The sequence below is a fragment of the Curtobacterium sp. VKM Ac-1395 genome, assembly GCF_015350975.1.
In the GTDB taxonomy this organism is placed as follows: domain Bacteria; phylum Actinomycetota; class Actinomycetes; order Actinomycetales; family Microbacteriaceae; genus Curtobacterium.
On record NZ_JADKRX010000005.1, the window covers coordinates 312,204 to 324,160 of the forward strand.

Below are 11,957 nucleotides of genomic sequence, written 5' to 3' on the forward strand. Positions count from 1 at the left end.
GGTGCCCCTCGGTCCTGGTCCTGCTAGTGCTGGCGACGGAGGACGAGCGTCCCGACCCCGAGCAGCAGGAGCAGCAGTGCGAGACCCGCGGGCACGAGGGGCGAGGACGCCCCGGTGTAGGCGAGTCCGGCCGGCGTGGCGCCGGTGCCCGTGCCAGTCGCGGCTGCGGGTGCCGTCGCTGCCGTCCCGACCGGGGTGGTCGTGGCGGTGGTGCGAGCGGCCTCGGCGGTGGTGCCGGCGGCGGTCACGGTCGGCGTGGTGCCGGTCGTCGTCATGGCCGCGGGGACCGTCGTGACGTCACCGGGGGTGGTGCCGTCGCCGTCGTCGCCGGTCGGGACGGTCGTCCCACCAGGGGTGGTCGTGCCGCCCGGCGTCGTCGTGCCACCCGGGGTGGTCGTGCCACCAGGGTTGGTCGTGCCACCAGGGGTGGTCGTGCCACCGGGGGTGGTGACGGGCGTCGTGCCGGTGCCCGGGGTGGTGACGGGCGTCGTGCCGTCGCTCGGGGTCGTCCCGGTGCTGGTGCCGTCACCGACGACACCGATGCCGTTCCCACCGACCGTGACCGGCAGGCTGACCACGGGCACGACCTGCGTACCCGAACCGATGCCACCGTTCCCGGAGGTCGTGCCCCCGGTGCCCGTGCCCGTGCCGACCGGCGTGGTCGACCCGGCTCCCGTGCCCGGGTTCGTGTTGGTGCTGGTGCCGTCACCGACGACACCGATGCCGTTCCCACCGACCGTGACCGGCAGGCTGACCACGGGCACGACCTGCGTGCCCGAACCGATGCCACCGTTCCCGGAGGTCGTGCCCCCGGTGCCCGTGCTGACCGGCGTGGTCGACCCGGTGTTCGTGCCCGTGCCCGTGTTGGTGCTGGTGCCGTCACCGACGACACCGATGCCGTTCCCACCGACCGTGACCGGCAGGCTGACCACGGGCACGACCTGCGTGCCCGAACCGATCCCGTCCTCGCCCGAGGTGACGGGCGCGGTGCCCGATCCCGTGGCGGGAGCGGTCGGCTGCGACGACGCCGGCGACGAGCCCGAGCCCGTCGCAGCCCCGTCGCCGAGCAGCCCGATCCCGTTGCCCGAGATCGTCACCGGCACCGAGACGACCGGCGACACCTGCGTGCCGGACAGCGTCCCGTCAGCACCGGAGGTCGTCCCTCCTGGACCAGCGGTCCCGGTACCAGCGGCGCCGGACCCCGCCGTGGGCGTCGAGCCCGACGCCGTGCCCTCGCCGAGGACGCCGAGGCCGTTGCCACCGATGGTCACCGGGACCTGGACGGCGGGCACGACCTGGGTGCCCGAGGCGATCCCGTCCGACCCGGACGTGGCGGGAGCCGCAGCGGGTGCGGGTGCAGCAGGTGCAGCCGGAGCCGCCGCAGGTGCAGCAGGTGCAGCAGGTGCAGCCGGTGCAGCCGGTGCAGCCGACGCAGCAGCGTCACCGAGCACGGCCACCGCGTTGCCGGTCACGTCGACCGGCACGCTGACGGCCCCGGCGACCTGGGTGCCGGAGGCGATGCCGTCCGACCCCGAGGTGGTGGGAGCGGCAGCAGCCGGGGCGGGGACGGCAGCCGGCGACGGTGCAGCAGCCGGAGCTGCCACGGCCGACGACACCGCGTCGCCGAGGACGCCGAGCGCGTTCCCGCCGACGGAGACGGGGGCGCCGATCGACGGCGCCACCTGGGTTCCTGACACGATGCCGTCCGTGCCGGAGGTCGTCGCCGCGTTCGCCGCGGCCGTTCCCCCGAGCGTCAGTCCACCGAGGAAGAGGGCGAACCACAGCCCTCTCGAGACGTGCTTGTTCATGGTCATCACTCCTGCGTTGAGGTCTTGTGTGCCGACCGCGTGGGCGGTCGGATGGCGCGTCCTGCCGAACGGGCAGGTGCGCCGACCTCAGTCAGGTGCGACGTCGTGGTCGCCGGTGAGCGACGTGGGGACCACGTCGTCGGCGATCGAGCCGCGCGTCCCCGCGGCGAGGGGGTCCTGGTCGGCGGAGGCGCCGACCGTCCCGACGACACCCGCACCGGCGGAACCGCCGGTCGTGGTGCCGCCGGTGAGTCCGAGTCCGGAGTCGCCGAGCGGCGCCTCTCCGGGAGTCCCCTGCGGGACGAACAGCGCCGTGCCGCCGAGCGTCGCCGAGTCCGGCGCGCTCGTGGTCACGGTCGGCGCCAGCAGTGGGACGGCCGTCCGGATGTCCGCTGCCGACCGGACCGACACCGACGCACTGCGCTCGGCGACCGGAGCGGTCGACGCGCGCACACCGGTCATCATGGCTGCACCGGCGGTTCGTGTCCCCGCTGTGGGTCGCGGGACAACGGGTCCGCCGCTGGCTGATCCGCCCGGGTGTCCCACCGTTCCGGAGCCGCCACCCACCGGGGGTGCGGGGAGCTGTGGGAGGGGGGTCGAGCCTCCAGGCAGGGTGCCGAGGACCGGCGGGAGCGGGTCGGCCACGACGTCCGGGACCTCGCCGACGACCGTGCCGACGTCGCCGAGGACGTCGTCGACGTCCCCGGTGACCGGTCCGGTGACGGTGCCGAGCGTGTCGTCACCGACGACGCTGCCGACGACCGGCAGTGCTCCGACGACGCCGTCCAGCGTGTCGACGAGCGACGCGACCGGGCGTGCGCCGGTGAGTCCCTGCACGGTCCCGGTGACGGGACGGAGCAGGGCGGCCACGGTGCCGGTGACCGGACGGGAGGCCGGAGTGGCGTCCGTCGGGTCGGCCGCGGTCGTCGGGGTGGTCGGCACCACTGCCGGGGCCGGCTGGGCGGGCTGCGCGGGAGCGGGCGTCGGGAGGGTCGGCGTGGGGGCGGTCGCCGGCGCGGTCGTGGCGGGGGCGGTGGCCGAGGGCTGCTGGTGCACCGGGGCGGGTGCCGCTGCGACGGGAGCGGGTGCGGCGGGTGCGGGGCGGACCGGTGCTGGTGCCGTCGGGACCGGCGCGGGGGCCGGAGCTGCGGGCACGACGACCGGTGCCGGCGCCGGGGCAGCCGGTGCGGGTGCCGGTGCGACGACCTGGCGGACCGGGGCGACCACGGCGTCGACGGCCTGGCCGGCGGTGTCCGTGACGCCGCCGACGACCCCGCCGAGCAGTCCGGAGGTGGACGACGCGGTGGTGCGGAGGCTCGGAGCGTGCTCGGCGGCGGACGCGGTCTGCGCGCCGAGTGTCAGCGAGAGCAGCACGGCGGCCGCGCTGACACCGGTGCCCACGAGGGCGTACCGGATCGCAGCGCGCCAGGGTGCGCGCAACGGGTTGTCCATGCGCTCACCTCCTGGTCTGGCTGCGCACGTAGAGTGGTTGACCGGCACGGTACGCCCAGTTCGTCGCCGCGCACCCGATTTCCCAAGAAAACGTCAGGAACGAAGTTGCCCTCGACCTTCAGCGCCCCCACCCGCAACCTCGACGTCGTCACGTTGCACGAGATCCTCCGCCTCCGTCAGGACGTCTTCGTCGTCGAGCAGGAGTGCGCGTACGGGGACATCGACGGCCGCGACCTCGAGCCCGGCACCATCCAGTTCTGGGCCGGCGAGGGCTCGGTCGACTCGACGCTGCGACTGCTGCGCGAGGACGACGGCACCGAGCGCATCGGCCGCGTCGCCACCGCCGCACACGCCCGCGGCGCCGGCCTCGGGGCAGCGCTCATGCAGGCCGCGATCGCCGAGACCCGCTCCCCCGTCGTGACGCTCAACGCCCAGGCACACCTCGAGCAGTGGTACGGCCGCTTCGGCTTCGTGCGCTCGGGTGAGGACTTCGTCGAGGACGCCATCCCACACGTCCCCATGACCCGCACGCGCTGACCCGGGGCCGCAGGAAGCCGCTCAGGCCTGCCAGCGCCGGAGCTCGTCGTACGACCGCGCCTGCCGCTCCCGGTCCGCGACGAGCCGTTCGAACACGATGTTCGTCTGGGTCGTGGCGACCGAGGGGTCCCCGCTGAGCTCGTCGGCGACGAAGTCCCGCAGCTGCTCGGTCGACGTGCAGGCGATGTGCACGAGGAAGTCCTTGTCGCCCGCCAGGAACGACACGTCGAGCACGACGGGCACCCGCAGCAGGCGCTTGGCGAAGTCGCGGAGCTCGTGCCGCGCGGCCGCGTGGACCCGGACCGACACCATGGCCTCGATCGAGAACCCGAGCCGCGCGACGTCGACGTCCGCGCGGTAGCCACGGATCACGCCGGCGTCCTCGAGCGCACGCACCCGCGTCAGGCACGTCGACGGGGCGATGCCCACCGCGGCCGCCAACCGGTTGTTCGGGATCCGGGCGTCGGCGGCCAGGGTCCAGAGGATGCGCTCGTCGACCTCGTCGAGGCGCGGCGCCGGGTCGGGGCGGCGGGCAGGGCGGTCGGACACGCGACCACCGTAGCGCGGGGTCGGCGTGTCCCCCGAGGGGAGACGACGGACGCGCGGGGTCCCTACATCGCGAGCGTCATGCCGATCACGGCGACCGTCATCGCGAAGACCTCGCCGCTGCGCACGGACCGACGGTCCTCGCGCCCCCACTCGTACCGCAGCAGCCAGCCGCTGAAGGCGCAGTACCCGATCACGCCGCCGCCGAGCACCGCCGACAGTGCGATGCCGTGTCCGGCGTGCGGGTCGGCGAGCCCGGAGGCGTGCCCCATCAGGAGCATCCCCGCCATCACGACCGAGGACAGCGCCCGGTGCACGTCCATCGGCTCAGCACGACGCCCGTCGGCACGGCGGCGGCGCATGACCGGCAGCGGCGCCAGGAGCAGCAGCACCGTCGCGGCGAGCAGCGTCCACGAGGACCCCGCGTGCACGACGGGCATGAGCATGGCCACGAGCATCACGGCCGCGGGCACGATCACCCCGGGGCGCGGGCGGTACCGGTCCCCGACGATGCAGCACACGGACGCGAACTGCGGCACGACGAGCATGGCGTCGGCGACGGTCTCGTGCACGGGCGGTCCTGGGTCGGTCCGGACGGGTCAGTTCGGGGTGGAGGGTGTCAGGCCTCGGTGCGGGCGGCGGCCTTGGCGGCGCGCTCGTGCTTCACGCGGGCGTTCTCCTCGTGCACGGCGGCCTGGGTCGCGCGCTCCTGGACGAGCCACTCGGGCTTCTCCACGAGCAGCTGCTTGATCTCGGCCGTGGTGAGCGCGTCCTCGATGCCGGAGCGGGCGAGGCCGGAGATCGACACCCCGAGCTTCTGCGCGACGACGGGTCGCGGGTGCGGGCCGTCGCGGCGGAGCTCCTCGAGCCACGCCGGCGGCTCGGTGCGGAGCTCGTCGAAGGCGGTCCGCGTGACGGGCGCGTCGCGGAAGGACTCCGGAGCGGCCGACAGCAGGATGCCGAGCTTCTTCGCAGCCGTCTCGGGCTTCATCGTCTGTTCCTGCGCCATGGGGTCAAGGGTACGGCCCCTATGCTCGGTTGCATGACCGTGGCACTCACCATCGCGTTCGTGCCGGGCGTCTCACCCGCCAAGTGGGCCAGGGTCTGGCGCGACCGCTTCCCCTCCGTCGAGCTCCGGCTCCGCCCCGTCGGGCAGGGCGACCTCGTCGCGGCGCTCTCCGCCGAGGACGACGTCGTCGACATGGTCTTCGCCAGGATGCCCGTCCCCGAAGACCTCCGCGCCATCCCCCTCTGGACCGAGACCGCCGTCGTCGCCACCCCGAAGGACTCGGACCTCGCGAAGGCCACCGAGGTCACGGCTGCGCACCTGGAGACCGTCCACATGATCGACGCCGGGCCCGTCCCGGCCGACGTCGACGCTGCGCTCGACCTCGTCGAGGCGAACGTCGGCGTGGTCGTCCTCCCGCAGTCGCTCTTCCGCAAGGCCAGCCGCAAGGACCTCGTCGCCCGCCCGCTCGCCGACGCCGAGGGCACGCGCGTCGCGCTGGTCTGGCGCGACGAGGACTCCTCCGAACTGACCGAGGAGTTCATCGGCGTCGTCCGTGGGCGGACCGCCAACAGCTCCCGGAGCCAGCCGGACCAGCCAGGAGGCTCGGAGCGCTCCGCCGATGAGCCCTCGCGTCTGGCGCGTGGTGCGGCCAGGAGCGGATCGGCCGGCAGTTCCCGTTCCGGTGAGGCCCCCGGCGGCAAGGCGAAGGCGAAGTCACCCGGCGGCGGCAAGTCCGGCGCCGGCAAGAAGTCGAACACCGGCAAGGGCCCCACCCCGGGTCGCGGGAAGATGCGCGGCAAGCCGAGCCGGGGTTCCAAGGGCAACCGATGACCGACACGCGCCTGCGCGTGATGGCGGCCACGAGCCTCCCGGCCTGGCTCGAGACGAGCATGGCCGAGTACGTGGCGTCCCGGATCCGGTCCGGCGAGACCGAGGCCCAGGCCGAGGTCGCCATGCGGAAGTCCGTCGACACGTGGTTCCCGGGTGGCACTCCCGCTCCGGGCCACCACGTGTGGGACGTCGTCGACGGCCACGAGACCGTGGTCGGCTCCCTGTGGATCGGGCCGTTCGAGCCGGCGGGCCGTGACTGGTGGGTCTTCGACATCGAGATCGCGGCGGCACACCGGCGTCGTGGGCATGCCCGGCGCGCGCTCGAACAGGCGCACGTCGTCGCGAAGGACGCGGGCGCGGCCTCGATCGGCCTGAACGTGTTCGGCTACAACACGGGTGCTGCAGAGCTCTACGAGCAGCTCGGGTACGGCGTGACCTCCGTGCAGATGAAGCTTCCGCTGGACTGACCCGTCACGGGTCGGTCAGAGCAGCACGGCCGCTGCGGCTCGCCCGACGCGGTCGCCGCGTGCTGACTCGGCTGCCGTCCGGGCCCCGGTGACGACCCGGGCGTCGGCACGCTCCGCCGAACCGGCGTCGAACGGCGGGTGCGGGTCGTACTCGATCTGCAGCTGGATGCGCTCCGCGGCGGCCTGCCCGGCGAGCTCGGCAGCGAGCCAGAGCGCCATGTCGATGCCCGCGCTGACACCGGCCGCGGTGACGACGGCACCGTCGACGACGTACCGCTCGTCCACCGGCGTCGCCCCGAACGCGGCGAGCATCGGCTTCGAGGCCCAGTGCGTCGTCGCCCTCTTGCCGGCGAGCAACCCGGCGGCACCGAGGACGAACGCCCCCGTGCACACCGAGGTGACCCAGGTGGCGTGCTCGGCCTGACGGCGGACGAACGCGACGACCGCGGGGTCGAGCATGGCGTCGAAGGCGCCGTCGCCGCCGGGGACGACCAGGACGTCCGCCGGTGCGGCGTCGGCGAGGGTGACGGTCGGCACGAGCGCGAGCCCGCAGTCGCTCGGCACCGGGTCGAGCGTCGCGGCGACGTACTCCACGCTGGCGCCCGGCACACGGGTGAGCACCTGCGCTGGGCCGGTCAGGTCGAGCTGTGTCAGGTCCGGGAACAACAGGAACGCGATCCGGACGGTGCTCTCGGTCGTCATGCCCGCGACCCTAGCCCCGGTCGCTCGCTGGCGGTCCGGCCGCCGGCGGTCTGGCCGCCGGCGGTCTGGCCGCCGGCGGTCTGGCCGCCGGCAGTGTGGCCGCTGGTGGTCTGGTCAGTTCCAGACGCCCGAGCTGCCGCGGCGGTGACTGCCGACGAGGTGCGTGTCGACGATCCCGAGGGCCTCCATGAGCGCGTGCATGGTCGTCGGGCCGACGAAGGCGAACCCGCGCTTCCGCAGGGCCTTCGACAGGGCGACGGACTCCTCGCTCGTCGTCGGGACCTCGGCGAAGCTGGACGGCTCGGGGGTCGTCGACGGCCGGAAGGACCACACGAAGTCGGCGAGCCCGCCGTCAGCGCGCAGGTCCACCGTGGCGTTCGCGTTGGTGATCGTCGCCAGGATCTTCGCCCGGTTGCGCACGATGCCGGCGTCGGCCAGCAGCCGCTCGACGTCCTGCTCTCCGAAGGCCGCGACCGCGTCCGGGTCGAAGTCGGCGAAGGCAGCGCGGAACGCCGGGCGCTTGGCGAGGATGGTGCGCCACGACAGCCCGGACTGGAAGGCCTCGAGCGAGAGCCGCTCGAACACGCCCCGCTCGTCGTGGACGGGCATGCCCCACTCGGTGTCGTAGTAGTCCCGCAGCAGGGGGTCCGTCGACGCCCACACCGGCCGGGCCAGTCCGTCGTCACCGATCACCAGGTCGCTCACGCCACCATCCTGCCCGACCGACCGGCCACCGGGACCGCGCGTGGTCGTCGGTAGGCTCGCCGCATGACCGAGCAGCCGCGCATCCTCGTCCTCAACGGCCCGAACCTCGACATCCTCGGGCGCCGCGACCCGGAGCAGTACGGCACGGTCACGCTCGCGGACGTCGAGGGCATCGTCCGTGCGGAGGCCGAGGTCCATGGGCTCGGCGTCGACTTCCGCCAGACCAACCGCGAGGGCGAGCTCGTCGAGTGGCTGCACGAGGCGCTCGACGACTTCGACGGCGTCGTGATCAACCCCGCCGCCTACGCCCACACCTCGGTCGCGCTGCACGACGCCGTCGAGGCGCTGTCCGTCCCCGTGGTCGAGGTCCACCTCTCGAACACCTGGAAGCGGGAGCCCTTCCGGCACGTCGACCACGTGGCCACGGCCGCGACCGCGGTCATCGCCGGGGCCGGCGCGGACGGGTACCGCCTGGCCGTGGCACACCTGGCGTCCCTGCTGCGCTGACCCGCACGCCGCCGGCGGCGTCTCGACGTCGGCGTCGTGGCTGCGTCGGCGGTCGCCGTGCGCCAGACACCGGTGTTGCGGTGCCGCGCCGCGGATTCCCCCGGCGTCTTCACCAGACACCGGTGTTCCGCACAGGGGGTTCCGCGAGACACCGGAGTCTTGCGGGGCACGGGCGGGGGCGGGGGCGGGCGTCGCGGGCGGGGCGGGTCAGAAGTCGGCGGGACGGCGCACGTCGGCGGTGGCGGCCGTCGCGAAGCCGCCGCGGATGATCGGGAGCGCGCGCCGCACGGCCTGGTCGATGCGGAGCTCCAGGTCGAGGCTCGTGATGTCGTAGCCGCCCTCGTGCTTGGTGAAGTCGCGCTCGTTGCCGAACACCCCGAGCGGCAGCGTCGTGGACTGGAAGAAGCCGAACAGCGGACGCATCTGGTGCTCGACGAGCAGCGCGTGCCGGTCGCTGCCGCCCGTCGCGGTCAGGAGCACCGGGGTGTCGACGAGGTCGTACTGTCCGACCCAGTCGAAGAAGAGCTTGAACGCGCCGGAGTAGGCCGCCCGGAACGCGGGACTGCCGACGACGAGGACGTCCGCGGACTCGACGGCCTCGAGCGCAGCGATCGTCGCCGGTGCCATCGAGGCCCGGTCGGACGCTGCCCCGAGGTCGGCCAGCAGCGGGCCGATCTCGACCGTCCGGGTCTCGGCGCCGTCGAGCTCCTCGCCGAGCCGGGCGACCGTGGCCGCGACCAGCGTCGACGTGCGGGACGGGTCGGACGGGCTGCCGCTGACGCCGACGACGTGTGCTCCACTCATGCCTCCGATGCTCACACGAGCGTCGGGCGGCTGCTCGCGTGTGACGGCATGTGTCACCCCAGCCGGGCCGCGTACCGTTCGCGGCATGCAGACGTTCCTGCCCTTCGCCGACTTCCGTGCCTCTGCCGAGGTCCTCGACGACAAGCGGCTCGGCAAGCAGCGCGTCGAGACGCTGCAGGTGATGCGCGCGCTGACGCTGCCCGACTACGGCTGGCAGCACCACCCGGTCACGGCGATGTGGCGCGGGTACCGGCCGGCGCTGATGGCCTACCAGGACGCCACCTGCTCGGTGTGGCTGGAACGCGGGTACGCCGACACCTGCCTGGCCAAGACGCTCGAGGACCTGGCCCGCGTCCCCGAGGACCTGGCCGCCTACGAGCGCGGCGACTACCCGCGGCCGGCGTGGAACGACGACGAAGCCGTGCACGTGTCGCACCGCTCGAAGCTCGTGCAGAAGGACCGGGAGCACTACCTCCCGCTGTTCCCCGACGTGCCGGACGACCTGGACTACGTCTGGCCGGTGCCGTCCGCGAGCGCGCTCAAGCGATCGGCGTCCACCGCGCCCCGTCGCGCCGGGTGACCCGGTCCGACCGGATCTCGACCGTGTCGCGCAGACCGTGCACCGCGTGGCGGGCGATCGCGACGGCGTCACTGTCCTCGCCGGCCTCGTAGCGGACGACCGCGCAGGGCACGCCGCGCAGCAGTCGGACGTCCTGGGCCTCGACGACGGTCCGTTCGGCGACGAGTCGGGCGGCCTCGGGCAGCACGGCGTCCGGGGCAACCCCGGGGGCGAGGGCACCGACGGCGAGGGTCACGCGGTAGGAGGGCACGCGGCCACGCTAGCGGCGCGCACCGTGCAGTCCCGCACCGGGCGCGGGCGCGGAAGTGCACCCGGGCCCGCCGTGGGGAGCGATGTGGACGTCGTTCAGGGGGATTGACGTCCCGCATGCCCACGGCAGGCCTCGGGTGCAGCGGACGGCGGCGACAGGGGTTCGCCTCGCCCGCTCCGGACGCGGTTTCAGGGTCGCGTCCGGTCTGGTCGCGCCACTTCGGTTCCCATGGGGGTGTCGGAACCGAGGGCGCGGGTCCTCAGAGGTGTTCGGTGTCCTCTCGGTACCGCTCCGACTCGGTCGGAGCAGGCATGGACCGGCAGAGCATCGGGAGCAGGGCACTCCCGATCGTGGCGAGCGCACCCACGACGGCGATCAGACCGAGTGGGGCGGAGCCGACGTCGTGTCCGGCTGCCACGGCGAGCGCGACGATGGTCGCCGGTGCCGGGAGGAGCTGCACCGCCCGGAAGCGGTCCTCCCGGGGTGTCCGGGTCATCGTCGCGTTTGCCATGTGGACACTCTGTCGCAGATTGCTTGTCCGCAGAAGGGGGGACAGGACCCCAGAGATGGAGTAGAACGTCTAGTACACCCTGCGACAGCTCAGCCGAGCGCCCGTACGGACCCCACCGCCGAGGCCACCGCGTCGACGACGAGGGGCACGTCGGCCTCCGTCAGGCCGGCGTCGAAGGTCAGGCGGACGGCGCTCCTGGCGACGTCCTCGGACAGACCGAGCGCGGTGAGCACGTGCGACGCCTCGGTGCTGCCGGCCGCGCACGCGCTCCCCGAGGACGACACGACGTCCCGCTGCTCGAGCTCGAGCAGCACCGTCTCGCCGTTGACCCCCGGGAGCTCCGCCGTCGCGGGGAAGCAGAAGGACGCGTGCCCGGGCAGCCGAGCCGACGGCGACCCGGTCAGCACCGCACCCGGCACCCGGGCCAGCACCCCCGCGATCACCGCGTCCCGCGTCGCCGACGCCGTCCGGGCCGCGGTCTCCCGAGCAGCGTCGGACAGGGTCAGCGCCGTGGCCACCGCGACCGCGCCGGCGACGTCCTCGGTGCCCGAGCGTCGGCCTCGCTCCTGTCCCCCACCGTGCACGAGCGGCTCCATCGGCACACCGGCGCGCAGCACGAGCACACCAGTGCCCTTCGGCGCGCCGAGCTTGTGGCCGGAGAACGTCAGGGCGTCCACGCCGAGCCGGTCGAGCCCGATCGGCAGCCACGGCGCGGACTGGACGGCGTCTGTGTGGAACCGGGCACCGACCGCGTGCGTGACCGCGGCGAGCGCGGGGACGTCCTGCACGGTGCCGATCTCGTTGTCGGCGTGGGCGATCGACACGAGCGTGGTGTCGGGCCGGAGGGCTGCGGCCAGCACCGCGGGCGTGACCAGGCCGTCCCGGTCGACGGGGAGCACCGTGACGGTGACGTCGTGGAACCGGGCGAGGTGGTCGCAGCTGGCGAGCACCGCCTCGTGTTCGATCGCACTCGTGACCACGTGCCGTCCCCGGGGTGCGGCGAGCACCAGGCCCTTCACCGCGGTGTTCGCGCCCTCGGTCCCCCCGGCGGTGAAGACGACCTCGGCCGGGCGGCACCCCAACACGGCGGCCACCCGGGCCCGCGCGTCGGCGAGGCCCCTGGCCGCCTGGTCCCCGATGCCGTGGGACGAGGACGGGTTGCCGAAGCCGCCGGTGAGCCAGGGCCACATCGCCTCGAGGACCTCGCGGCGGACGGGCGTCGTGGCCGCCCGGTCCAGGTAGAACACG

The 11,957-nt window shown here is 74.0% G+C and carries 16 protein-coding genes; 5 read left to right on the forward strand and 11 right to left on the reverse strand.

The annotated features are described in order from the left end of the window. Positions 1-23: 23 nt before the first annotated feature. Both ITJ68_RS19145 and ITJ68_RS14995 read right to left on the reverse strand, forming a co-directional pair. Entirely contained in the window at positions 24-1,808 is a 1,785-nt protein-coding gene (locus ITJ68_RS19145; RefSeq protein ID WP_228505643.1) for a chaplin family protein, read from the reverse strand. Between the two features lie 87 nt (positions 1,809-1,895). Then, the gene (locus tag ITJ68_RS14995) at positions 1,896-3,260 is read right to left on the reverse strand and encodes a hypothetical protein (protein ID WP_194662307.1); all 1,365 of its coding nucleotides are present in this window, start codon (positions 3,258-3,260) and stop codon (positions 1,896-1,898) included. Positions 3,261-3,365: 105 nt separating this feature from the next. Between ITJ68_RS14995 and ITJ68_RS15000 the strand changes: the two genes are divergently transcribed. Then, a complete protein-coding gene (locus tag ITJ68_RS15000; protein WP_194662309.1) occupies positions 3,366-3,797 on the forward strand; it encodes a GNAT family N-acetyltransferase in 432 nt (143 codons plus the stop codon). A 21-nt stretch (positions 3,798-3,818) separates the two neighbouring features. Here ITJ68_RS15000 and ITJ68_RS15005 read toward each other — a convergent pair whose 3' ends face one another. The 3 genes from ITJ68_RS15005 to ITJ68_RS15015 all read right to left on the reverse strand — a co-directional run bounded on the left by ITJ68_RS15005 (position 3,819) and on the right by ITJ68_RS15015 (position 5,352). Further along, positions 3,819-4,346, reverse strand: coding sequence for an Lrp/AsnC family transcriptional regulator (locus ITJ68_RS15005; protein WP_194662311.1), 528 nt, complete (start codon positions 4,344-4,346; stop codon positions 3,819-3,821). Positions 4,347-4,408: 62 nt separating this feature from the next. Beyond that, positions 4,409-4,915 carry a hypothetical protein gene (locus ITJ68_RS15010; RefSeq protein WP_194662313.1) on the reverse strand — a complete coding sequence of 169 codons (507 nt, stop codon included), beginning with the start codon at positions 4,913-4,915 and terminating at the stop codon, positions 4,409-4,411. A gap of 47 nt (positions 4,916-4,962) precedes the next feature. Beyond that, positions 4,963-5,352 carry a DUF5997 family protein gene (locus ITJ68_RS15015; RefSeq protein WP_194662315.1) on the reverse strand — a complete coding sequence of 130 codons (390 nt, stop codon included), beginning with the start codon at positions 5,350-5,352 and terminating at the stop codon, positions 4,963-4,965. A 33-nt stretch (positions 5,353-5,385) separates the two neighbouring features. On the opposite strand from ITJ68_RS15015, the gene ITJ68_RS15020 reads away from it, so the two are divergent. Together ITJ68_RS15020 and ITJ68_RS15025 are read left to right on the forward strand one after the other, a co-directional pair. After that, a complete protein-coding gene (locus ITJ68_RS15020; RefSeq protein WP_194662317.1) occupies positions 5,386-6,183 on the forward strand; it encodes a LysR family transcriptional regulator substrate-binding protein in 798 nt (265 codons plus the stop codon). Continuing rightward, on the forward strand, positions 6,180-6,650 hold the full coding sequence (locus ITJ68_RS15025) for a GNAT family N-acetyltransferase (protein WP_194662318.1): 471 nt from the start codon (positions 6,180-6,182) through the stop codon (positions 6,648-6,650). Before ITJ68_RS15020 ends, ITJ68_RS15025 begins: the two co-directional genes overlap by 4 nt. A 15-nt stretch (positions 6,651-6,665) precedes the next feature. Here ITJ68_RS15025 and ITJ68_RS15030 read toward each other — a convergent pair whose 3' ends face one another. Both ITJ68_RS15030 and ITJ68_RS15035 read right to left on the reverse strand, forming a co-directional pair. Beyond that, complete coding sequence (locus ITJ68_RS15030) at positions 6,666-7,352, reverse strand: DJ-1/PfpI family protein (RefSeq protein WP_194662319.1); 687 nt, start codon at positions 7,350-7,352, stop codon at positions 6,666-6,668. 114 nt (positions 7,353-7,466) lie between these two features. Next, positions 7,467-8,057 carry a DNA-3-methyladenine glycosylase I gene (locus ITJ68_RS15035; protein ID WP_194662320.1) on the reverse strand — a complete coding sequence of 197 codons (591 nt, stop codon included), beginning with the start codon at positions 8,055-8,057 and terminating at the stop codon, positions 7,467-7,469. 63 nt (positions 8,058-8,120) lie between these two features. Between ITJ68_RS15035 and aroQ the strand changes: the two genes are divergently transcribed. Next, positions 8,121-8,564, forward strand: coding sequence for a type II 3-dehydroquinate dehydratase (gene aroQ, locus ITJ68_RS15040; RefSeq protein WP_194662321.1), 444 nt, complete (start codon positions 8,121-8,123; stop codon positions 8,562-8,564). A 207-nt stretch (positions 8,565-8,771) separates the two neighbouring features. Here aroQ and ITJ68_RS15045 read toward each other — a convergent pair whose 3' ends face one another. Then, a complete protein-coding gene (locus ITJ68_RS15045; protein WP_194662322.1) occupies positions 8,772-9,368 on the reverse strand; it encodes an NAD(P)H-dependent oxidoreductase in 597 nt (198 codons plus the stop codon). Positions 9,369-9,453: 85 nt separating this feature from the next. On the opposite strand from ITJ68_RS15045, the gene ITJ68_RS15050 reads away from it, so the two are divergent. Continuing rightward, positions 9,454-9,948: an MSMEG_6728 family protein gene (locus tag ITJ68_RS15050; RefSeq protein WP_194662323.1), complete on the forward strand. Its 495-nt coding sequence runs from the start codon at positions 9,454-9,456 to the stop codon at positions 9,946-9,948. Here ITJ68_RS15050 and ITJ68_RS15055 read toward each other — a convergent pair. The 3 genes from ITJ68_RS15055 to ITJ68_RS15065 all read right to left on the reverse strand — a co-directional run bounded on the left by ITJ68_RS15055 (position 9,908) and on the right by ITJ68_RS15065 (position 11,956). Beyond that, positions 9,908-10,198: a hypothetical protein gene (locus ITJ68_RS15055; protein WP_194662324.1), complete on the reverse strand. Its 291-nt coding sequence runs from the start codon at positions 10,196-10,198 to the stop codon at positions 9,908-9,910. The two genes, ITJ68_RS15050 and ITJ68_RS15055, sit on opposite strands and share 41 nt — an antisense overlap. 259 nt (positions 10,199-10,457) lie before the next feature. Further along, a complete protein-coding gene (locus tag ITJ68_RS15060; protein WP_194662325.1) occupies positions 10,458-10,709 on the reverse strand; it encodes a hypothetical protein in 252 nt (83 codons plus the stop codon). 89 nt (positions 10,710-10,798) lie between these two features. Then, entirely contained in the window at positions 10,799-11,956 is a 1,158-nt protein-coding gene (locus ITJ68_RS15065; protein ID WP_194662327.1) for a cysteine desulfurase family protein, read from the reverse strand. Position 11,957 lies beyond the last annotated feature (1 nt).